The organism is Microcoleus sp. N3A4 (assembly GCF_036701805.1).
Taxonomy (GTDB): Bacteria; Cyanobacteriota; Cyanobacteriia; order Cyanobacteriales; family Microcoleaceae; genus Microcoleus.
Genome location: NZ_JAUBRJ010000035.1, coordinates 1 through 20,903, shown reverse-complemented (window position 1 = coordinate 20,903; position 20,903 = coordinate 1). Strand labels below are relative to the sequence as shown.

The 20,903-nt window shown below is 45.9% G+C and carries 20 protein-coding genes; 10 read left to right on the top strand and 10 right to left on the bottom strand.

Features of this window, described 5'->3' with window-relative positions; genetic code table 11:
• Positions 1-58: 58 nt before the first annotated feature.
• Positions 59-751 (bottom strand): hypothetical protein, encoded by a 693-nt coding sequence (locus QUA56_RS20235; protein WP_333360816.1) that lies wholly within the window; start codon positions 749-751, stop codon positions 59-61.
• Positions 752-816: 65 nt separating this feature from the next.
• Complete coding sequence (locus tag QUA56_RS20230) at positions 817-3,663, bottom strand: TonB-dependent receptor (RefSeq protein WP_333360815.1); 2,847 nt, start codon at positions 3,661-3,663, stop codon at positions 817-819.
• A 412-nt stretch (positions 3,664-4,075) separates the two neighbouring features.
• Here QUA56_RS20230 and QUA56_RS20225 point away from each other — a divergent pair, with 412 nt between their 5' ends.
• Together QUA56_RS20225 and glgP are read left to right on the top strand one after the other, a co-directional pair.
• Positions 4,076-4,303 (top strand): hypothetical protein, encoded by a 228-nt coding sequence (locus QUA56_RS20225; RefSeq protein WP_333360813.1) that lies wholly within the window; start codon positions 4,076-4,078, stop codon positions 4,301-4,303.
• Positions 4,304-4,314: 11 nt separating this feature from the next.
• Positions 4,315-6,873 carry an alpha-glucan family phosphorylase gene (gene glgP / locus QUA56_RS20220; RefSeq protein WP_333360811.1) on the top strand — a complete coding sequence of 853 codons (2,559 nt, stop codon included), beginning with the start codon at positions 4,315-4,317 and terminating at the stop codon, positions 6,871-6,873.
• A 109-nt stretch (positions 6,874-6,982) separates the two neighbouring features.
• On the opposite strand, the gene QUA56_RS20215 is transcribed toward glgP, so the two are convergent.
• Positions 6,983-7,789, bottom strand: a complete 807-nt coding sequence (locus QUA56_RS20215; RefSeq protein WP_333360809.1) for a DUF429 domain-containing protein — start codon at positions 7,787-7,789, stop codon at positions 6,983-6,985.
• A 12-nt stretch (positions 7,790-7,801) separates the two neighbouring features.
• A complete protein-coding gene (locus QUA56_RS20210; RefSeq protein ID WP_333360807.1) occupies positions 7,802-7,987 on the bottom strand; it encodes a ribbon-helix-helix domain-containing protein in 186 nt (61 codons plus the stop codon).
• A gap of 295 nt (positions 7,988-8,282) precedes the next feature.
• Between QUA56_RS20210 and QUA56_RS20205 the strand changes: the two genes are divergently transcribed.
• Positions 8,283-8,768, top strand: coding sequence for a hypothetical protein (locus tag QUA56_RS20205; RefSeq protein WP_333360805.1), 486 nt, complete (start codon positions 8,283-8,285; stop codon positions 8,766-8,768).
• Between the two features lie 458 nt (positions 8,769-9,226).
• On the opposite strand, the gene QUA56_RS20200 is transcribed toward QUA56_RS20205, so the two are convergent.
• Positions 9,227-9,991, bottom strand: coding sequence for a hypothetical protein (locus QUA56_RS20200; RefSeq protein WP_333360803.1), 765 nt, complete (start codon positions 9,989-9,991; stop codon positions 9,227-9,229).
• Positions 9,992-10,468: 477 nt separating this feature from the next.
• Positions 10,469-11,386 (bottom strand): glycosyltransferase family 2 protein, encoded by a 918-nt coding sequence (locus QUA56_RS20195; RefSeq protein WP_333360889.1) that lies wholly within the window; start codon positions 11,384-11,386, stop codon positions 10,469-10,471.
• On the opposite strand from QUA56_RS20195, the gene QUA56_RS20190 reads away from it, so the two are divergent.
• Positions 11,313-11,525 (top strand): hypothetical protein, encoded by a 213-nt coding sequence (locus QUA56_RS20190; RefSeq protein WP_223300923.1) that lies wholly within the window; start codon positions 11,313-11,315, stop codon positions 11,523-11,525. The two genes, QUA56_RS20195 and QUA56_RS20190, sit on opposite strands and share 74 nt — an antisense overlap.
• Before the next feature lies 1 nt (position 11,526).
• On the opposite strand, the gene QUA56_RS20185 is transcribed toward QUA56_RS20190, so the two are convergent.
• Entirely contained in the window at positions 11,527-12,495 is a 969-nt protein-coding gene (locus tag QUA56_RS20185) for a glycosyltransferase family 2 protein (RefSeq protein WP_333360801.1), read from the bottom strand.
• 161 nt (positions 12,496-12,656) lie between these two features.
• On the opposite strand from QUA56_RS20185, the gene cobU reads away from it, so the two are divergent.
• From cobU to QUA56_RS20170, 3 genes are all read left to right on the top strand, one after another.
• Positions 12,657-13,205, top strand: a complete 549-nt coding sequence (cobU, locus tag QUA56_RS20180; RefSeq protein ID WP_333360799.1) for a bifunctional adenosylcobinamide kinase/adenosylcobinamide-phosphate guanylyltransferase — start codon at positions 12,657-12,659, stop codon at positions 13,203-13,205.
• 277 nt (positions 13,206-13,482) lie between these two features.
• On the top strand, positions 13,483-13,905 hold the full coding sequence (locus tag QUA56_RS20175; protein ID WP_333360796.1) for a hypothetical protein: 423 nt from the start codon (positions 13,483-13,485) through the stop codon (positions 13,903-13,905).
• 77 nt (positions 13,906-13,982) lie between these two features.
• Positions 13,983-16,052, top strand: coding sequence for an AarF/ABC1/UbiB kinase family protein (locus QUA56_RS20170; protein ID WP_333360794.1), 2,070 nt, complete (start codon positions 13,983-13,985; stop codon positions 16,050-16,052).
• A 109-nt stretch (positions 16,053-16,161) separates the two neighbouring features.
• Here the strand turns inward: QUA56_RS20170 and QUA56_RS20165 are convergent, their stop codons facing one another.
• Genes QUA56_RS20165 through QUA56_RS20155 form a run of 3 tightly spaced genes read right to left on the bottom strand, consistent with a single transcriptional unit; the run spans position 16,162 to position 17,705 of the window.
• Positions 16,162-16,557, bottom strand: a complete 396-nt coding sequence (locus QUA56_RS20165) for a hypothetical protein (RefSeq protein WP_333360792.1) — start codon at positions 16,555-16,557, stop codon at positions 16,162-16,164.
• Between the two features lie 34 nt (positions 16,558-16,591).
• Positions 16,592-16,957 carry a hypothetical protein gene (locus QUA56_RS20160; RefSeq protein ID WP_333360790.1) on the bottom strand — a complete coding sequence of 122 codons (366 nt, stop codon included), beginning with the start codon at positions 16,955-16,957 and terminating at the stop codon, positions 16,592-16,594.
• Entirely contained in the window at positions 16,908-17,705 is a 798-nt protein-coding gene (locus tag QUA56_RS20155) for a hypothetical protein (protein WP_333360788.1), read from the bottom strand. Before QUA56_RS20155 ends, QUA56_RS20160 begins: the two co-directional genes overlap by 50 nt.
• Positions 17,706-18,211: 506 nt before the next feature.
• Between QUA56_RS20155 and QUA56_RS20150 the strand changes: the two genes are divergently transcribed.
• From QUA56_RS20150 to QUA56_RS20140, 3 genes are all read left to right on the top strand, one after another.
• Positions 18,212-19,360, top strand: coding sequence for a hypothetical protein (locus tag QUA56_RS20150; RefSeq protein ID WP_333360786.1), 1,149 nt, complete (start codon positions 18,212-18,214; stop codon positions 19,358-19,360).
• On the top strand, positions 19,357-19,965 hold the full coding sequence (locus QUA56_RS20145; protein ID WP_333360784.1) for a hypothetical protein: 609 nt from the start codon (positions 19,357-19,359) through the stop codon (positions 19,963-19,965). Before QUA56_RS20150 ends, QUA56_RS20145 begins: the two co-directional genes overlap by 4 nt.
• Before the next feature lie 129 nt (positions 19,966-20,094).
• Positions 20,095-20,903: ISL3 family transposase (locus QUA56_RS20140; RefSeq protein ID WP_333360782.1), on the top strand; the 809-nt coding region annotated here is incomplete at its 3' end.

The following is a 20,903-nucleotide window of genomic DNA, read 5'->3' as shown; positions in this document are numbered from 1 at the left end:
GAACTCTTTTTTACCAGAAATAGACTGCTCAACAGAGAGAACCCACTTACTGCTAATGTCACTCTCCTGTACCGCATTTTGTTTTGCCGCCACCGCAATAAGTCGCAAACCAAGGACTGAATTTAGCCGCATCTTCTTGATCGTTGGTCATATTCACAAGCGTGGCAAAGCTAGATGGCTTACTGGCATACCGAAAGTGCATATGTATTGGTTCGCCGTTTGATGCACCGTGCGGCGGGACGAAACTAAGATACTGGAACTGATTGCAGCCTGGATCTTGCTTTTCTTGTTTCACCAACTCAAATAAATCCCAAGTCATTTTATATTCGGCGTAATACTTGGCATCGCCAGTTGCACCCATGTAGACATACTGGCAGTTGCGCGCGAGCGGTTTTTTCCCGGCTGCATCTGCGTAGAAGGTGAATTTCTCCATTTTTTCGACATCAATGCGTTTGGGGTTGCGCGGATCTTTGACAGAGTTCTGGTGTTCTGTGTTGAGATTAAACACGCCATTAAATCCTAAGTAAGGGACTTTATAAGCGTTCATCGAGATAACTTGAGTGGCTACAGGCGATGGAGGCGTAATTTTGGGGGGCGCTTGATCCGCAGTTTTTTCAGAAGGACTTGCAATGTTTTCTGAGGCTGGTTTCGCATCAGGTTGATTGACTTGTGCTGAATCTGATACGGGTTCACAAGCGATCGCCATTACCGCAGTTAGAATGAGAATTAGATTAAGTTGAAATCGTTTCATGGTGGAGTCTCCTGGTAGAAAAATTTAGAACGCGAGCCAGTCGTTGCAAAGTTGCAAAATAACTATCAAAACTGCACGGTAAATGAAGCAATTACTGTCAATGGTTCACCAGGCTGATTGCCTAAGCCGCGGGAACCACTGACAGATTTAATGTAGTTGACATTGAACAGGTTTTTGATATTGATGGCAGCTCGCCAATTATCGCGCTGATAAAAAACAGCAGCATTGGGGAGGAAATAACTATCCGCTTGAAAGCTGTTAGCTAAATCCCCTTGTCTCTCGCCCACATAGCTGAACCCAAGTCCCAAACCTAAACCTTGCAACTCGCCGCTTTGAATTTGATAAGTTGTCCACAGACTACCGCTATGTTTGGGAACATTAAACAATCTGTTGCCCACCAACTCGCGGTCTGTATCTGCTGTCACTTCAGCGTCCGTATAGGCGTAAGCTGCAATAATATTCCAACCAGGCAAAATTTGTCCCGAAATATCGAGTTCAACACCGCGACTTTGCTGTTCCCCAGAGGCAATTGAGAATAAAGAATTATTCGGATCTGTGACAGCAACGTTCTGTTTTTTAATGTCAAAGTATGCCACTGTAGCCGCCAGCCTTCTGTCGAGCAACTCAGCTTTGACACCGACTTCGTAGCCTTTTCCGGTTTCGGGTTCGATCAGAGCGCCCCCGGCTGTTGTTGCCGAACCTGGATTAAAAGAGCGCGAATAACTCGCATAAAGAGAAACTTCTGGAATGGGTTGATAAACAATCCCTAGACGGGGGGTAAAATCATCGTAATTTTGAGTTGTTTCGCTTGCATCTGGGTTGGAAGTACCCGGAAGCTCTCGGTTTTTTTGATCTGCGGTGTCATAGCGAAGACCTGCTAGTAGCTTTAAACTCTCGAAGATTGAAATTTGATCTTGCACGTAGAAACCATATCGGCTTGTCTTTACCCTAGTTCCTCCAAAACCAGCTAGTGTATCCTCATCAGGCCTGGGAATTTGTCCGTAAACCGGATTGAAAATATTGAGGGTTTGCGGTGTGATAAAATCACCGACTGCGAAAATTCTTTCATCGTTGTAGCTGATGTCTGCACCGAATATGAGGGTGTGTTTGACTGAACCTGTAGCAAACTCACCTACGATGTTTGTTTGGAGGGCGTAGTTTTTATCTTGGCCGTCTTGAGAAGCCAAGAAGCGATTAACTTCAGCAGTTTCTTCATCAAAGAAAAATGGCAGAGCGACTACATTGAAATCGAAGTTGTAGGATGAATAGCGAAAGGCATTTCTTAGCTTCCAGTTGTCACTGAAACGGTACTCGAAATTGTAGCCAACATTAAAGTATTGAGTGTCTACTCTATCCTCGGGTTCGCCGGCAACACGATCGCGCGGAACGTCAACAACTCGATTGCCAAGAGCAGGCAGTCCGTGATCGGCAGCCCGCCGATCGTCGGTGTATTCAAGAGAAACTGTCAAGTCGGCGCGATCGCTTATTTTCCAAGCAAGCGTCGGCGCAATAAAGAACCGCTGAGCGTTTTGGTCGTAGTCCGAAAAATTCTCACTTGTTCGGTACAATCCGTTCAGGCGGTAAAGCAGGCTGCGATCTGAGGTTAAAGGGCCGGAAATGTCAAAGCGGGGTTCTATAAAATTTCGGCTTCCAAGTTGCAGTTGGGCTTCGTAGAAAGGTTCTGATAACGGTTGTTTGGATACTAAGTTAATTAAACCCCCTGGCTGAATTTCTCCGTACAAAATTGAAGCTGGCCCTTTCAGAACTTCAACGCGATCGAGGTTGGCGACTTCTGGAAAACTTTCAAAAGTACCGTACCGCCTAAACCCATCTCGCAATACAGGAGCATCGTTAAAACCCCGAAGGCCGAAGCTGCCACCCCGCCCTGTAGACTCTCCGCCCAATGTGACACCGCTAACGTTGCGGAGTGCCTCATCTAAGCGGGTGACTTGTTGATCTTCTAGCACTTCTTGAGGAACTACTTGGATCGACTGAGGAATGTCTCTCGTTGGCGTGTCGGTTCTCGTCGCAGTCGAAGCAATCGGAGCTCGATAGGGAGTTTGCTGTCTGGCGGTGACGGTAATTTGAATTTCTTTTGTGCTGACATTCAGAACTAAACCGCTATCGCTTTTGACGACACCTGCTGTTGGCAAATTTTCTTTCCCTGCAATCACGATGCGGATACTATTGCCATCAACAGCAGTCACCGTGACTGAATTAATCCCCTCCAATGGATTCTCGGCATTAAATTCTCCACCCCCTGGTAGGGCTAATTGAGCATTGGCAATCTCAGCGATCAGGGTTTTTCCTTCTGCCCTAGTATTCGCAACCAGCACTTGCCCGGAAGCTGTTTCTAAAATGACTTCTAAACCTGTCGGAGTTGAGTTTAGTCGGACTCCTGTTACTTGTACGACTGATTGAGAGATTTGCACTCCTGAAGAGAAGCTAAAACTTGGTTGCTTGCGCGGCAATAACCCCTCTGCATTGGTGCTGGGTTGTTCTATTTCGTTGACTTTATGAATAGATGTCGTCGGTATCGATCGCGCAGCAGCTACTGGTGGAGGATTGGGGATAGAGGTAGAGCGATCGTCCTTGTTGGAAATATTTTGCGTCAACTCGGGATGGGGTTGGCGTGAGTCGTCTGCCGCAGTTTGCTTTGTTTCAAGCTTCTGACTTTTAATCAACGAGTTCACCTGAATGGGAAGTTCTGGCTGTAACCCAGTGGCGATCGCGGGCTCTTGTTGAGGCAATTCCTCTGATTCACGATGAATCTCGATCGCCGAATGTGCGATCGATCGCGATCGCGATCGATCGGATGCTGTTAAGTCCCCTTTAGCAGCCTCAGCCGCCACTGAAGGCGCGATACCAATACTCCGCAGTGCAACGCACGCCAATGATAAATACAGTTTCATCTTCAAACCACACACCGGTAATATTTGGGGGCTGCTACGCAATTCGTAAGGGTGGCGGTCAACAACCCAGCACTTTATCAGTAATAATTTGCAGTAACTCGCTCAAAATATAATAACTGTGGTGTCAATGTCAAGTAAAATTTTCACTTATTTATCAATAATCATTTTCATTTATTAGTAAAAGGCGCCGGAGGGCTGATGGCCGATTAGGGGGCCGGCCGTTGATGTCAACAAACAGGTTCTACCTCCAGTCCGGCCTGTGAGACCCTCCGGCCCGAGGGCCTGTGAGGACTCGATCTATAAGCTTCGGACTTAAGTCAAAGAGCGGACTGGAGGCTTAAGTTGACATTGATGCTAGACCTAATCAATAACTAATCTTAATAAGCTCTGACAACAGCCTGAGAAGAACTTATTGAGAAGGAAGATCGGGCGATCGCGCGTTACCGATCGCTCGGCCTGGACTGAACCGAGAAACCAGATCCACAAGCGCGGCAAGTCGTTTTCAAGGCGATCGGACTCAGCAGCAGCAGCCGAAGTTAAGGTAACAGCCGATCGCCCGCCCTGGTTAAAACTTAAAATAGTGTGCAGAATAACGGACTTGTACCTCAAGACAGAGGAAAATATCGCTACTCCAACATAAAGGCTTTGTCTATGCAGCCAATTCGCACATTTAACGTTTCCCCGTCGCTACCGGCAATTCTCGAACCCCTGCGCCAGCTTGCCTACAACTTGCACTGGGATTGGAACGTTGATACCAAAGACCTTTTCCGCCGCCTCGATCGAGACCTCTGGGACTCCAGCAACCAAAACCCGGTGCTGATGCTCGGAACCATATCTCAAGAGCGACTGCAAGAAATGGCAGAAGACGAAGGCTTCATTGCCCAAATGAACCGAGCAGCCCAACAATTAGACGATTATCTCAAAAATCGCGCCTGGTACCGCAAACAGCGCGGTACAGAGCAGCAAGAATGCTACGCTTACTTTTCGATGGAATTCGGCTTAGTTAAAGCCCTACCAATCTATTCCGGCGGTTTGGGCGTACTCGCAGGCGACCACCTCAAATCAGCTAGCGATTTGGGCTTGCCCTTAGTCGGTGTCGGCCTGCTTTACCAAGAAGGCTATTTTTCGCAGTATCTCAACGCCGACGGCTGGCAGCAAGAACGCTATCCGCTCAACGATTTCTACAATATGCCGCTGCACCCAGAACGCAATCCCGACGGTTCGGAATTGCGGATTGAGGTGGACTATCCCGGCCGCAAGGTGTACGCCCGGATTTGGCGAGTACAAGTGGGAACGGTTCCTTTGTACCTAATGGATACAAATATTGAACCTAACAGCCGCTACGACCAAGATATTAGCGACCAACTGTACGGCGGTGACAAAACTCTGCGGATGCACCAAGAAATCATGCTGGGCATCGGCGGCGTGAAAATGCTCAAGGCCCTGGGGCTGACAGTTACGGCTTATCACATGAATGAAGGCCACGCAGCTTTCATGGCTTTGGAACGAATTCGGATGCTGATGGAAGAATATCACCTGAGTTTCGTGGAAGCGGAACAGGTGGTGGTGTCGAGCAGTATGTTTACGACTCACACGCCGGTGCCTGCTGGGTTTGACTTGTTCGAGCCGGATATGGTGATGCACTATCTCGATCGGTATCCCAAAATGTTTGGCTTGTCGCAAGATGAGTTTTTGGGATTGGGCAGGGAGAATACTGGCGATTTGTCCGCACCTCTGAATATGGCAATTTTGGCTATTAAAATGTCGAGTTTTGTCAACGGGGTGGCGGCTTTGCACGGTGTGGTGTCGCGCCCGATGTTTCAGGGGTTGTGGCCGGGTTTACCGCAGGAAGAAGTGCCGATTACTTCGATTACCAACGGGGTGCACGCTCGCAGTTGTGTGGCGAAGTCTACTCAGGAACTGTACGATCGATACCTCGGCCCGGACTGGGAAATGACCGGCAAGGACGATCGTCTGTGGGACAGGCTTTCGTCGATTCCTGATGAGGAACTGTGGCGCAATCACGAACGCTGCCGGTCGGAGTTGGTGGTGTTCGCGCGGGAGTGGCTGCAAAAGACTTTGCGCGAGCGCGGTGCGGCCCAAACGGAAATCGAAAACGCGCGCGAGGCTCTCAATCCCAAGGTGCTGACGATCGGGTTTGCCCGCCGCTTTGCTACTTACAAGCGGGCGACGCTATTTTTGCGCGATGTCGATCGAATTATGCGGATCATGCGGGACAAAAACCGCCCCGTGCAGTTTGTGATTGCTGGGAAAGCTCACCCGATGGATATTCCGGGTAAGGAATTGATTCGAGATATCGTTCACTTCATCCGCGAGCACGAGACGATGAGTTCGATGGTGTTTCTGCCGAACTACGACATTAACGTCGCTCGGATGATGGTGTCGGGGTGCGATGTGTGGCTGAATACGCCGCGCCGCCCCCGGGAGGCTTCGGGTACTTCCGGGATGAAGGCTTCGATGAACGGTTTGCCGAATCTGAGCATCCTCGACGGCTGGTGGGATGAGGCTGATTATGTTCGTACCGGTTGGCCGATCGGACATGGGGAGTTTTACGAAGATACTAAGTATCAGGATGAGGTCGAGGCGAATGCTTTGTACGACTTGATGGAAAAGGAAGTTGTACCGCTGTTTTACAATCGGGATACTGACGGCATTCCCCGGGGTTGGACGGCGAAAATGAAGGATTCTATTCGCTTGAATTGTCCTTTGTTCAATACTGCTCGGATGGTGAAGGATTACGCGCGGCGGGCATATTTCCCGGTGAGCGATCGCTTCCACACGATGACTTCGGATAATTGCGCTGCGGCGAAGGATTTGTCTCACTGGAAGAAGCACGTTCTCGCGAAGTGGAACGATATTAAGATTGAGGCTGTTGATATTTCCCAGGATAAGGAAGTTAAGGTCAATCAGTCGATCGCTGTTAAATCTCGGATTAATCTGATGGGATTGACGCCTGCGGACGTGCAAGTCGAACTTTATCAAGGTTCGGTTGATGCTAACGGAAATATCATCGGTGGCGTGCCGGTGGTAATGGAGTATTTGGGAGAAGATTCTCACAATACTAGCCTTTATACGGCTGACATTACTTATACTTCTAGCGGCTTGCAAGGTTTGTCGTTGCGAGTTTTGCCGAAGCACGACAATCTCAGCAGTCCTTATGAAGCTGGCGTGATTCTCTGGGCACATTAGTCAGTTGACAGTTGACAGTTGACTGTTGACAGTTGACGGTTGACTGTTGACGGTTGACTGTTGACGGTTGACTGTTGTCATGCCCTATTCTGTCATTCTTCCTCTCTTGTTATCTTGCTTGGGGAATGACGATGTAGCCGGTTGTGCGATCGCCCAAAACTAAATTTCGCTCGATTCCCCAGTACCACCAGTGCGCGCCGATATAAGCGCACAGCAAGGCATCTAGCTTGTCTTCTAAGGCTTTGAGGGTGGCGGTGCTGGTGGGCATTTCGGGGAGGTTTGAACCGCTCGCAGGCAAGATGCCTGTGCCACAGCTCGCAGGCAAGATGCCTGTGCCACAGCTCACAGGCAAGATGCCTGTGCCACAAGACAGATTTAGAGAGGGTTCAAGGCTCGGTAAAATATCTAAAATGTACTGGCAGAGCTTCATCAATTCTAGTTGACGTTCTGCCAGTTTTCCTTTTTTGTATTTGATGATTTTGTCTAATTTAAATAAGTTTATTGTGGCTGGATGGGGATAGACTTCTATTTGATATCTGCCTAGTTTTTGAGATTCTATTATCGGTGCGTGGACAAATCCTCTGGCTTCTAAACTGAGGCCGAATTCGATTGTTTTTTGGGCGAAGGGGCGGGAAAGATTGGCGGGATAGCAGCCTGCGTGGTAGCGCCCGAAGTGTTTGTGGGTGAGTTTGTCTGCCGCGCGCATTCCGGTTGGGTTGGCGATGATTGTGGGGGCGTCTACGGCGACGATCGCACTTTCGGTTGGGGAGACTTGGGTATCGATCCAGGTGAGGATGTCGTTCAGGGATTGTTGGCGATCGCACTCTATTAATTGCAGTCGATCGTTTTCCCAGTTTAAGCAGCACAATCCGCTTGCTCCTGAACTCCAACCTAAGTCTATGCCGATAAATTTCATAGCTAACCCGGTTCAACTTTTATTTTGTTTCTGATCCGATGGCGGGGACTGTTTTTGTACTTGTTTTTGACGTTCTCTGACAGCTTGTTCCAAAATGAATGCTGACAAGCCGCTGATTGAACGGCGTTCCTCATTTGCCCACTCTTGAAGTAGGTCATAAATTCCATCTGCTAAGGAGGTTGATACACGTTTAGCCATTAGAAATTGAGTATTTTTTTATTTAGGGCGATCGTCATTGTCCAGTATTGTAAACAATTTTGTCGAATATGCAGCACAATGCTGCTTTTGCACAGCACTATGCGCCGATAGCGCGTGCAGATTGTGCTGTATCTAGACCATTATGTAAATATGGAGCATATATGCTTGACTGGTGCGGCATATATGGATAAAATCTTAGAGAGTCAAAAGCCAGCGCTGAACTTTTGCAGGGCCCGCGCTGGCTGATGCTTCCCCAAATACAAGGAGACAATCCAAATAAAAGGAGACAATTACTATGGTAAAGCCTGTGAGCGACGGGAAGGAATATCACCGCGGCTATCAACAAGCTTTAGATGATTTTGGCATCACGCAACTGCTGTCGCGCATCCGCAGCTACTCGGATGAGGATTTTGAGGCCGATCGCGCGCGCATGACTGGGCCAGAGATCGAAAGCTTTGCGGTGTTTCTGATTTTGCGCGTGGGGGCGAATCTGAACGGAAGTGCGATCGCCCGCTACCTCAACACTCTGAGAAAAGCCAATTCTCCGACGATCGCCGATCGCCCCGCGATCGAACTCAACTCAAATTCGCGATCGAAAACACCTGAAAAGTCAAAGGAGGGCGATCGCACTTCTTGGGCGATCGTCCGAATTTTACCGAATGCTGAGCATTATACGATCGCGCGTTTTGTCAACCGCCAGGATGCGGACGATCGGCGGAGGGCGTTGTGTCGGTTTATTCCAGGGGGTGTGTTTGAAGTTGTGATGTGCGATCGCACCTAATCAATAAACACAAATCCCATCTTTTTAAGGGGAACTTTGTATCTCTCACTTGTTGTTAAGTTTCGATCCCCCTAAATCCCCCTTCTTAAGGGGAGTAGGGGTTGACTTTGAATGCTCTTGTCCCCCCCTTAAGAAGGGGGGTTAGGCAGGGTGGATTAATTGTCATCCTAGAAATAGGTACGTAATTGGGCTTTAGCCCTCTTTAGACGTATATATAAAGAGGGCTAAAGCCCAACTACGTACCTTTATTAATATAACACTTGCGTCCCAGACGCGAGCTTTGAGCGGTGCTTTCTGTCGTTTCAGATTTCTTCTCCCCACAATAAAACCACCCTGCTTAAGAAGGGGGGTTAGGGGGGATCGAAACTATTTTGGCATCCAATCAACCAGCCCCAAATTTATTTAGAGGGTTGAGAAGGTTCGGGACTTACAATTAACAATTGATCGCCGGATTGACTTTATTGAATAGCCATCACTGGCGGGCGATCTTGAGGGTCTGTTTGCTGTTCTTTTGTTAAAGCCGGAAACAGATAAATCCAGTTCCCTCTCTCCAAAAGCAACCGCCAAACTCTAGGTTCTTTGGGATTATTAATATCAGTATAATCTCTTTTGCTCAAATCTGCAAATAGACCCGCATCGCCGATCGCCTTAAATCCTTTGGGGGCTAATCGGAGTGTTGGATCGTCGAGTTTTCTGCGTAAAGCAATGTTGTCTTGCTTGGCGATTAAGGCAACGGCGGGTAAAGACGAATTTTCGCCGACATCGCGTCGGGCATCGGCAATACCTTGGTGGTATGCTGACCAGAATAAGACTAGCAATACCCAACCGACGATGATAATTTCGTCAACGAGCAATCGCAGCAATCTTATTGAGTTCAATCGATTGACATTAAATTGTTGCCAAGAGTTCAGGATGCGGTAAAGCCACCTGAATCTTCTGCCGTAAAGATAGGAAATCCACCCTGTAATTATGCTATTGATTTTAGCAGCAACTGTCTTGTTGATACTGTTGATCGGCCACAAAGTGAGGTAAATTGCTAGGGATGTGAGCAGAAGGGCGATCGCACTTTTGACGATCGTCTGGCCATCACCTAAAAATACCTGAAGCGGTACTATAAAAAACGATTCTACTGGTAAATCGAGGGTAATTACATTTAGCTGAAAGCAGTAAAAATAAGACCAGCGATAAATCCCGCCCGTGAAAAACAAAGCGATACTAAACAAGCCAACAACACTGGCAAAGTTGCCTAAAATAAGGGATGAGTAAAAATGAAGCTTTGCGGCAAGCTAAGTTGAGTCAAATTAGCCGCCATCCTTTTTATTGGTCGCCGTTTATTTTAATTGGCGATGCGAGGTAGTTATGGCCTTTGTCATCAGGCGGTTGAAACCACGTTGACACAAACGAAGAAACCCGGCGGTTGAAATTGCGTTTACACAAACGAATAAACCCGGCGGTTGAAATTGCGTTTACACAAATGAATAAACCCGGCGGTTGAAATTGCGTTTACACAAACGAAGAAACCCGGCGGTTGAAACCGCGTTTAAACAAACGAAGAAACCCGGCGGTTGAAACCGCAGCTACACAAACAATGTCCGCCTTCGCGGACTAATACCAAATTCCGCTTAAATATTCCGTTTATTTCTTAGTCTGCGGAGGCAGACTTCGTTTGACAAGGAGCGGTTTCAACCGCCGAATAACTCTCACGGCGATTTAACTTCAGTCTCTTGACTTATAACTACTGGCGGCGACAAAGTAGGCTCAGATTCTGCCACATTCAACTGACCGCCGCAGCAGCGCAATTCGTAAAGTTTAGCATTAATTTGATACTCATATTGACTTAATAACCTTGCATAAATATAGCCAGCTTTTCCATCCAAAAAGCCTAACTGAATGAAGTAAAATAAAATAAATCTGAGCATTGGTTTAAAAGGCAGCCACACCCAAACTTTTTTGAGAAATCGTTTCCGCTGTACGGCATCTCCAAATAAGTTAGCGCCAATAGTACCGCTGTCGTCGCGCCCTTCAATAATATTGTAATACACGCGAGCTTCCCAATTAGAATAGCGGTTGTGCCGTTCTATCCAGTGAAATAAATCGCGGTAATCCTCGTGGATCATGTCATTTTTTAAGTAGCCGACTTGACCGGCTAAAATGACGTGTTCGTGAACTTCGTTGTCGCCAGTATTGGGGACGGATTCAGTGCCGAGATTTTCGTAACGGCCTTTTTGATGCTTGAACAAACGCAAATTCCAGTCGGGATATCGGCCGCCGTAACGCAGCCACTGACCTAAAAATAAGACTTTGCGGTTGAGGTAGTAGCCGTCAAAATTGGGGTCTTCGATCGCCCGCGCGATTTCGTCCCAAAGTTCCGGGGGAATGCGCTCGTCGCAATCGACAATTAATACCCATTCGTTGCGAAAGGGCAGATTGTCCAAAGACCAATTTTTCTTTTTCGGCCAGCGGTTGTCGAAGTAGAATTGCACTACTTTTGCGCCGCTGCTGATGGCAATTTCTACCGTGCGATCGCTGCTTTGGGAATCAACCATGAAAACTTCATCCGCCCTGGCAATGCTGGCCAGACACGCAGGTAGATTAAGTTCTTCGTCTTTTGCCGGAATGAGAACTGAAACCGGAATCTTGGATGAACTAGATGTCATAATCGAGTGCTTGAACCTGAATGCGGTCGAGTTTTGGTGGATGAAGTGCGATCGGCACAGCCGCGCCGACGACTTGAGCAGCGAGGGATATTGCCTATAGCCTAATGCCTGCTGGTCGATTTCGGTGCAAAAATCATGCCGCGGACGGCTGCACTCAAATAACCGATTTGACCCCAAGCAAAAACGAAATTTTCAAAGCGCAGCCCTGGATCTCTAATGTATTTAAAAGACTTGTAGACACCCCTCAATATTCTTTCACCCCCCCGCCAAAGCTGAGCAATACCGGCTCGATCGGACAATTGTTCCCGATAACACTCGCTGATGCCTTGCCACCACCCGCGCTCTAGAAACCAAGCTTTGTTGAGCCTTTCTGCTGCGACATTGTGCAGCACCAGGGCCTCCGGTAGATAAATTACTTGCCAACCTAGCTCTAATGCTAATTCTGTGGCGCGCAATTCTTCATTTGACAGCAACTTTTTGCCGACTCTACCGAGTTTGACATCAAAGCCGTCAATTTGTTCGAGAAAAGCGCGCCGGATCGAGTAGTTTACACCCCTGGGAGTCAAACCGGCAGCAGTCACGTACAGGCAAGTATCGCCTAAATCGTATGCTCCCAAGTTCTGGGCCAATCCCGCTGACAGCCATTCGGGCGGGCTGACTCCACAAGGCCAGAGCAAATTGACTTTGCCACCAGCTACGGCGAGTTTTTGATTGCTTTGATAAGCGCTGTGCAGCACCCTGAGCCAATTCGGCTCAGCAACAGCGTCGTCGTCGAGATAAGCCAATATTTCGCTGCGAGCTTGCTTAGCGCCGGTGTTCCGGGCTACTGACAGACCGATTTCGGGTTCCCAGACGTACTTGAGACGCCGATCGCCCAGTCTTGCTTCTACCACCTCGCGGGTGCGCGAAGTGGAACTTTCGGGGCTGGCATAATCGCTAGAAGCGTTATCCACTACTACTACTTCAAAGTTGTCGGGAAAATCCTGTACCAGCAAGCTGTCGATCGCCCCACCTAAATAGGCGGCGCGATTGTGGGTGCAAATAATCGCTGATATCTGAGGGTCTGGCATAAATAACAGCTTGGGAAATACTGCGGTTCTCGATCGACTTACTGTGATATTGTCTCAACAATGCTATTATCGCTTAAAAATCATTGGCAATCAAACAAATAACAAATCACAAATAACAAATAACAAATCACAAATCACAAATAACAAATCACAAATCACAAATGACTAAAATAATCTTAGTAACTGGGCCGGCCCGAAGCGGCAAAAGTGAATGGGCCGAAACTCTGGCTGCGGGTTCGGGAAAACAAGTAATCTATGTGGCTACCGGTCGGGTTGATGAAACGGATTTGGAGTGGCTTCGTCGCCTCGAACAGCACCGAAATCGCCGTCGAGTTGATTGGACAACTCTAGAAGTGCCGATCGAATTATCGCCAGTTGTGCGGGCAAGCAAGCCCTCAGATTGCTTGTTGATTGATTCTCTGGGAACTTGGGCGGCGAATCTTTTGGAACAAGAAGCGGCAGTTTGGGCGACTACGCAGCAAGATTTGCTCGCTAGTTTGAAGTCGGCGGCGGCCGATCTAATTTTGGTAGGGGAAGAAACCGGATGGGGAGTAGTACCTGCTTATCCGGCGGGGCGGCTGTTTCGCGATCGCCTCGGCACTCTCGTCCGCCACATCGGGGCGATCGCCGATACCGTTTATCTCGCCACCGCAGGTTACGCCTTGGATCTGAGCGCTTTGGGTACGCCGCTGCCCCCCTTGAAAAATTAACAGCCGGAGTCGCAATTGACAAGGGAGAAAAAATATCGGTTTCCCGATCGACAATTTTAACTGAAAATCAGGTATAATTCTAAATAAGATTGAAAACTAAAGACTCACATAAATTAGTCAAAAAACATACTCCCGAGGGCAAACCGCACAACAATTTGACATGAGTAATAGCCAAATTTTGAAATAATGTAAAAGATAAAATGCCTCTTAAGAAAGAGGGCGAATTTCAAATTGAAAGTCTAAAATCATCAATTAGTTGAAGGGTTGACTAAAAATTATGGCATCAGAAAGTGAAGTGAGAAAATACATTGCTTACTGGTTTCAGTTAGGCAAAAAAGTATTAATTCGCAACGGTTCCGAAGCGCTGCTGCCCCAATCGGTAATTGCGGGCGATCGCTACAGCAGCGAATTTGAAGACTGCTGGCAAAAAATCATTTCCCCCGACAGCGGAGACTGCTACCTGCAAGGCACAAACGAAACAATTGCCCAACTGCTGACACCAGCATGGGAAATCAGTCCCTGCGCGCGCTGCGCTATGCCCGTAGTGTTCCAACAAACCGGAATGCCCCCGGAGTTCTGTCCCTGTAACGACTTACCGAACTGGCCCGATACCGAAATGCCCCAACCCCGATCGCCCGTAAGCAACCAACTGCAACTGTCAGGGATTCGCGATCGACTCAAAAAATCCAGCGGCGAGTAAGTATATAAGAAGGAAGAAGGGTCTTCTTCCTTAAATTGTTACAATATATTTACAATGCTTCACACTAGGTCTGATTTATGAATGTCAAGACAGTATCGCCAGCCTCCCCGCAAACTTATGTAAATTCAGGGACTCAGGCTGTACTCGGCAATCTCCAAGATGCAAATACAATTCCCCTGCAAGCAGTACCAGTATCATTAGAGACAGAGGTCGTAACGGACGATCGGCTCAAATCAGCCAGAGACATAGCTTTCGAGTTAGCCGGAGATGCTGTTCGGTACGATCCCGCGGCGATCGCAGCCCTGTACCGAAATCGCCCCCTGCAAGTCTGGGGAAGGCTTTCGAGCGTTGTTTGGACATTTTTTAGCTTTGCCCTCAGTGTGTGGTTCGACGGCAAAACAGGTCGTACCGCCGCCAACCAAAAGCGTCGCGCCGTCCGACTGCGAGAAATTCTGGCCCAACTCGGCCCAGCTTTCATCAAAATCGGACAAGCACTCTCAACACGGCCTGACTTAGTACCGCCCGCATATTTAGAAGAACTAACAACGCTGCAAGACCAATTGCCAGCGTTTCCCAACGAAGTAGCATATCAATTTATACAGGAAGAATTGGGCGCCCACCCCAAAGAAATCTACGCAGAAATCAGCCCAGATCCGATCGCAGCAGCATCTCTCGGACAAGTCTACAAAGGCAAACTCAAAACCGGGGAAACCGTCGCAATCAAAGTGCAGCGACCGGGTTTAGCCGAGAACATCGGCTTAGATATCTACATCCTGCGGCGCGTTGCAGTTTGGGCACAAAACAACTTCAAAATAATTCGCAGCGACCTCGCAAGTATTATGGACGAGTTGGGCGAGCGCATTTACGAAGAAATGGACTACACCCACGAAGGTCAAAATGCCGAACGGTTTGCCCAACTATACGGCCACATCAAAGACATTTACGTTCCCAGCATCTACTGGGAATATACCCGCCGCCGCGTCTTAACAATGGAGTGGATCACCGGCGTCAAACTGACTAATTTAGAAGCAGTTAAGGCTCAAGGAATCGATGCTCCTTACTTAATTGAAGTGGGGGTGCAGTGTTCTCTCAGACAACTGCTAGAACACGGTTTCTTTCACGCAGACCCGCATCCCGGCAATCTTTTGGCAACTCCTGACGGTCAGTTGGCTTATCTCGATTTCGGGATGATGAGCGAAGTTAAACCTTATCAGCGATACGGCTTGTTGGAAGCTGTAGTGCATTTGGTGAACCGCGACTTTGAAGGTTTAGCAAAAGATTATGTCAAGTTAGAGTTTTTAACGCCCGATACCGATTTGACGCCAATTATTCCGGCCTTAGCTAGCGTATTTAACAATGCTTTGGGTGCTAGCGTTGCCGAACTCAATTTCAAAAGCATTACTGACGAGCTTTCGGCGGTGATGTACGAATATCCTTTCCGAGTTCCAGCTTACTATGCTTTGATTATTCGATCGCTCGTCACCTTAGAAGGGATTGCCATCAACGTTGACCCCGAATTCAAAGTGTTGAGCAAAGCTTATCCTTACGTTGCAAAACGGCTGTTGAGCGACCCCGCACCGGAATTGAGAGCATCCCTGCAAGACTTGCTGTTCAAACAAGGCGAATTCCGCTGGAACCGCTTAGAAAACTTGCTCAAAAATGCCCGCGAGAGCGATGATTACGATGTCAGCAAAATCCTGAACCAAGCATTAGAGTATTTATTTTCCGAAAGAGGAGATTTTATTCGCGATCGTATTGTCCTGGAATTAGTCAAAAGTCTCGACACACTTTCGAGCAACGCCTTTGCTAACGCCAAAGCAGTCGTCGGCGAATGGTTTGGAGTCAAGGCAAATCAACCTGTGGTTTCACAAACAGAAAAAAACAATCTAGAACACATCAAACGGATTTGGGATATTTTGCAATCAACTCCCGGTTTTGACGGGATGAAAGTATTGCAGCTACTTCCGCAGTTGTTGGTGAAACCCGAAGTGCAGAACATGGGGCAGAAAGTAGTCGGCGGTTTAGCTCAAAGAGCAGTTGCTAGGGTTATTCGCGAGTTTTTGCTTTCCCAGGAACCCGCAGCGATTCCCGATAATGGAAGCTATGCTAAAACTTCGCCTCAGTTGTCTTTACCTGCGGGGAAGTAGTTGCAATTGTGATGTTTTTATTCTGTAGGTTGGGTTGAGCGATAGCAAAACCCAACACTCATTAATTGGATGTTGGGTTTCGTTCCTCAACCCAACCTACACTATTACATTAAGCTAATGCTGTAGCTGCTGGTAAAGGTTCAATTTCTTCGGGCTTGGCGTGACGGCGGGGGTCATCAAAACCCCAAGCAAAGAGCCAATCGGGGTCAGCGTTACCGCACCCGATCGAATATATTTGGCTGTGTTTGAAATGCTTGAAAAATTCCTGAGATTTTTCATCGGTCATTAGCGATTCATCTAGTGGCAAGTCGTGAATTAGGGCGTATAAATCAAATTCGTTTCGCTCTGGATTCCATTGATAACGCAATTCAGGAGTGTAACCAAGTTCTAGCAGTTTTGTCAATGCTTCATCAGGGTTTTTATAGCTTTCTGAGTGAACGCGGTTAAGGGAAACAACTACTTGTACGTGGTGGTACTTTGCGGGTGTTAATCGATATTCGGTCATCGGTTTTTCCCAGATTTACAGGGGACTCGAAGAACTACTGAAGCTTGAATCCTTTAGCGGCTAATTGCTGGCGGAGACTCTGAATAATTACGCGATCGAGAGTATTTTCACCACTATTGGTACTAGATTGGCGCTGTTGTTCAATATATGCTGTACGCTTTTGAGATAACTCGCGTATCGTCTTTTTAATCGCTTCTCTTTCGGTTTTCTTTCCAGCTACATATGCTCTTTTTTGTGTTAGCGTCATTCCTCGCATGATTTGTGGTAAATTATCATCTGATATTGCCTCTAGTTTAACTGTTCCGTTTTCGAGAGCATCGATCAAGTCCCAAGAAGCATTATCATAGTATTCAGAAGCTTTGGACGCACGCACTACGCAAAACCGTATTGCTGCCAGCATTACTATCTTCAACTGCTTGACGTTGTTGTCCTACTCTTCCTTCTCTACCGTAGGGAATGTAGGTTTGATTTAGTTTAGTATTCCAAGTAGAAATTTCGTCGTCGTAAGGGGACTTAATTACCACAATTTGTTGGTTTTGATTGATGTTGAAGCTACTGCCTTTTGCTAACTCGGCTCCTGATGCCCAAAGTCTTCGCTCCTGACTTTCGGCTGAACCACAGTAGATTGTATTAACGAGGGTATCTCCTTTGACAGCGAGATTGACAGATTGATTCCAAACTATTGGGCCTTGATCGAAGGGTTCATTACCCGCAATAAAAATCACGCGAAAATCTGCCGGATTTTTACTCCAGTTTAATTCTTGCATTGCTGAACGAATTACCCAGCCAGCATATTCTTGACCGCCGTTGGTTTTGATACTAAATAGCTTTTCGGAAACTAAATCTAATTCAGGCGTAAATCCAGTTAATAATCTGACAAAGCCTTCCGAAGAAGGTAAAGTGTCGTTACCATAATGGTAGAGAGCAACTTCTAACTCTGGCACTTCGCCATCTTTGGTTACTTTAGTTAAAAAATTAACAACTTGCCAAAGTTGAGTACGAGTCTGGTCAATCAATCCATCCATGCTATTACTAGAATCTAAAAGGATGGCTATCTGAATTTTAGCTTTGGCGAAAGCTGCTGTGGGAGAACACAAAATACTTAGAGTTAAAGCTGTAGTGAATAAAATTCGAGTTAGTTTCTGCATGGAATTTCCCCTAAGAAATTATTTTTTACTCAATTATAGTCAGTGATAATAGAGATTTAGTTCCTGGTGTCAAGTAACTTGTAACAAGATTTTACATTTGGGTTCGATTGATTACAGGACTTACCAAGTGCGATCGAAGAAACTGGGTTTTTACCGAATTTGTGGACTGCAACGAAGTATTTTCCTACAAACCCGGTTTCTGGTCATTCATGGGTAACTCAGACCAAAGAAACCGGGTTTTTTACCCAATCTGGGGACTGCATCGAGGTAATTTACGTAAGTTTACAAAATCATGTCACTTTTTCTCACCGACAGGGCGATCGGGTGGTTTATTTTTTGAATTAAAGCAGACAACAAGCTGTTCAGAATGTTCGGAGTTAAACCGCAGATGTTCCGGCTCCGTCGATCGGAAAGAGTGTTATAGTGCAACTGCGGGACAATTATAAGTTATGTGCCATCCCAAAGGTAGAGATTAGTTTCCTAAAGCAATAGGCAAGACATCATCCATGAACAACTACTCAATTATCATGCTTGGACCAAGCGGTTCGGGGAAAACTGTATTTTTGTCGAGTTTGTATAAAAAACTCTCTACACAGAGTGAGTTAGGATTTTTTCTTCAAGTTGATACTGGTGAAAAACGCAAACGACTCAACAATATTTATACTCAAGTCGCTGCTGATGAAAAGTGGCCTGCAGGTACAAGATATAGTGAGGTTTCAGAATGGACATTTACTTGTCGCGTACAAAATCCAAGCGATTTGTCCATCTATGATGCTTGTTGTTTTACCTACCTTGACTATGCAGGGGGTAGAATTAACGAGGAAATGGATGAGGAAGATGAAAATTCGGAGTTTAACGATAATAAGTTTAAAGCGGCAGATGCTTTATTAGGATTACTTGACGGTCAAAAACTTTGCGCCTTGATGGGAAAAGAGAAAATTGGCACGGTTTGGGCAGTCAACGATCTGCGTAATATGATTGATGTAATGCAACCCTCGCCTAAACCCGTTCACTTTGTAATTAGCAAGTGGGATATTGTTGAGCAAAACTACACACTAGAGCAAATTAGGGATCGGTTGCTTGAGATTGATGAATTTAAAAATTTAGTCAAACTCAGAAATCAAGGTGGTTCACCTGTGCGGCTTATTCCAGTTAGCGCAGTCGGTAAAGGATTTGCGATCGCTAAGCCTGATGGGAGTATGGAAAAAACTGGTGAATTTCCTAAACCATTCCAAGTTGAGGTTCCTCTAGCCTGTATTCTGCCTGACATGATTCAGGTAATGATGGAAGAACTGATTAGAAAGCGGAAATCTGAATTAGAAACACCTATCGAGGTCAAGCCAAATATAGGTTTCCTTGACTTAATCGGACAACTGTTTGCTGGTGGACTAAAGATCGTGCAAGAACTTTTGCCACGCAAATATCAGTTTCCAGGCAAGACTCTTGAAACTTTGATTGAATGGGCTGAAACTCCTGCACAACAAAAAATTGCTTTTGCAGCAAGAAGAACCGAGGAATTAAGGCGAGAACAGGCAGAGTCTCTAAAAAAAGTGGCAGACGAAGAAACAGCATTAGCACACGCTATCAACTGTTTTGTTTCAATTCAGAACCAACTGGTTTATCGTTTTCCTGCATCAGAATTAAAAGTAATATGAGTGAGATCCAATCTTGGCGATTTCTAGTCAGTCGCAATCAATTTATAGACTACCGAACTGTGGTAGCCCCTGATTTCATGTGTCAAGCTAACATAGCTAGTCTTTTGGCAAAGGCAGCAGAAGGCGATCGTACAAATGATGATACCATTTACTATCGTGAAATCCACGGCTCAAAAGTTTGTGATTTAACCATTATTTATCGAGTCATTGAAGCTCAAGCTAGAGATATAAATGCTGAAATTGATGGAGTTTTAAAAGATTCCTTTGGCAGGGAAATTTATTTGATAGAAGGTATTGTTTTAAAAGGAATAAAACTTTCTATCTCTATAACATTCGAGACTTTAGAGCTTAATCACCAGCAACTAATCAATGACTATCGCAACTTCTGGGAATGGGTATCTCCTCAACCTTCTATTTTATCAGAGGTGACTATCTTAGAAGGCGAAGGAAATCCACTTAAATACAGACCAGTTCCAGAATATGTAATCAGTTCTTTATCTTCAAAGTCCGAAAAATCAAATATAACTAGCTCTTCAAATCCCGATCAATCATCTTTGAGGAATAAGTTTTATGGTTCTTCCTTACTTACTATGCTAAATCAATAGCTAAATCAGTGAAAATATCTGAACAAATATATAGAAAAGTAAATCAAGTCCTTGTCAGGCTTGACATTTATGCCTGTTTAATTGTTAACTATAAATAGCCACAAGAGTTTTTGAGATCGAATTACAATCATGACCACAAAAAAGGGTACTAAAGTTCTAACAGAACTCCTAAATATAGAAGGAATTAAAGTAGTTCAAATGAGTCAACTACCGGGAATTGGAATAATATTACAGGTAGAGTCAATTCAGAAAGAAAGTCATTGTCATCATTGCGGGACAAAAAGTAATAGATTACATCAAAACCATCGATACGTAGTAAAAGATTTATCGTGGGGAGAACAGCCAGTATTCTTAGAAATAAACAGACGACAGTTTAAATGTAAAAAATGTGGCAAACCATTTAGCGAAAAATTGGACTTTGTAAACAACCGAAGAACTTATACAAAACGACTAGCAGATACAATCATCAAATCAGTTTTATCAAGTGACATTCATAGTGTAGCAAAACAAGGAGTAGTAACAACAGAAGAAATAGAAAGAATCTTGTCAGATGCCTCACAAGAATTATCGTCAAAACCATCAGGATTAAAAAAGCTAGGACTTGATGAAATAGCGTTAATTAAAGGTCAAGGAAATTACTGTGCCGTATTAATAGATTTATCAACATCTAAATTAATTACAATTATTGCCGGAAGAACGCAAGCGGAAATCGAGCCAGTCCTTAATTCATGGGGTTCAGAGGTCTTAGAACAAATAGAAGAAGTAAGTATAGATTTGTGGACAGGTTATAAAACCCTAGTAAAAAAATTGATGCCAAATGCTCAAGTAGTAGCGGACAGATTTCATGTAATGGTACAAGTCAACAAGGAGTTAGATACACAAAGAAAGCGCGAAAAAAGGCAAGTAATAGATTTAACTAAAACATCAAAATCGTCCAA